Source organism: Arthrobacter sp. SIMBA_036, assembly GCF_046535135.1.
In the GTDB taxonomy this organism is placed as follows: Bacteria; Actinomycetota; Actinomycetes; order Actinomycetales; family Micrococcaceae; genus Arthrobacter.
The window spans coordinates 1-245 of sequence record NZ_JAWRXG010000398.1; the positions used below are offsets into that span (position 1 = coordinate 1).

Annotated in this window: 1 protein-coding gene; it reads left to right on the top strand. The window is 64.9% G+C overall.

What is annotated here, in order from left to right:
* On the top strand, positions 1-245 hold a 245-nt coding region (locus SB659_RS20305; protein ID WP_410551736.1), incomplete at both ends, for a hypothetical protein.

The following is a 245-nucleotide window of genomic DNA, read 5'->3' on the forward strand; positions in this document are numbered from 1 at the left end:
GTGCTCGGGGTCGCCCAAGGGCCGGATGGACGGTTTATCGGACAGGCCCGCTGGGTGAAGGTGTCGGGAGTCGGTTCTAAGCTCCTGAGTTCGGCGACGATGCTCGCCGGCCACGCGATGCTTCTGGAAATTTCTCAAAAGCTCGACCGCATCGAACGCAAGGTGGAGCGGATCGCTCAGGCGCTCCGGGACGATCGTCGGGAAGGGCTGCGGGGCTCGATCGACGCGGTCCACAACGCCCTGTC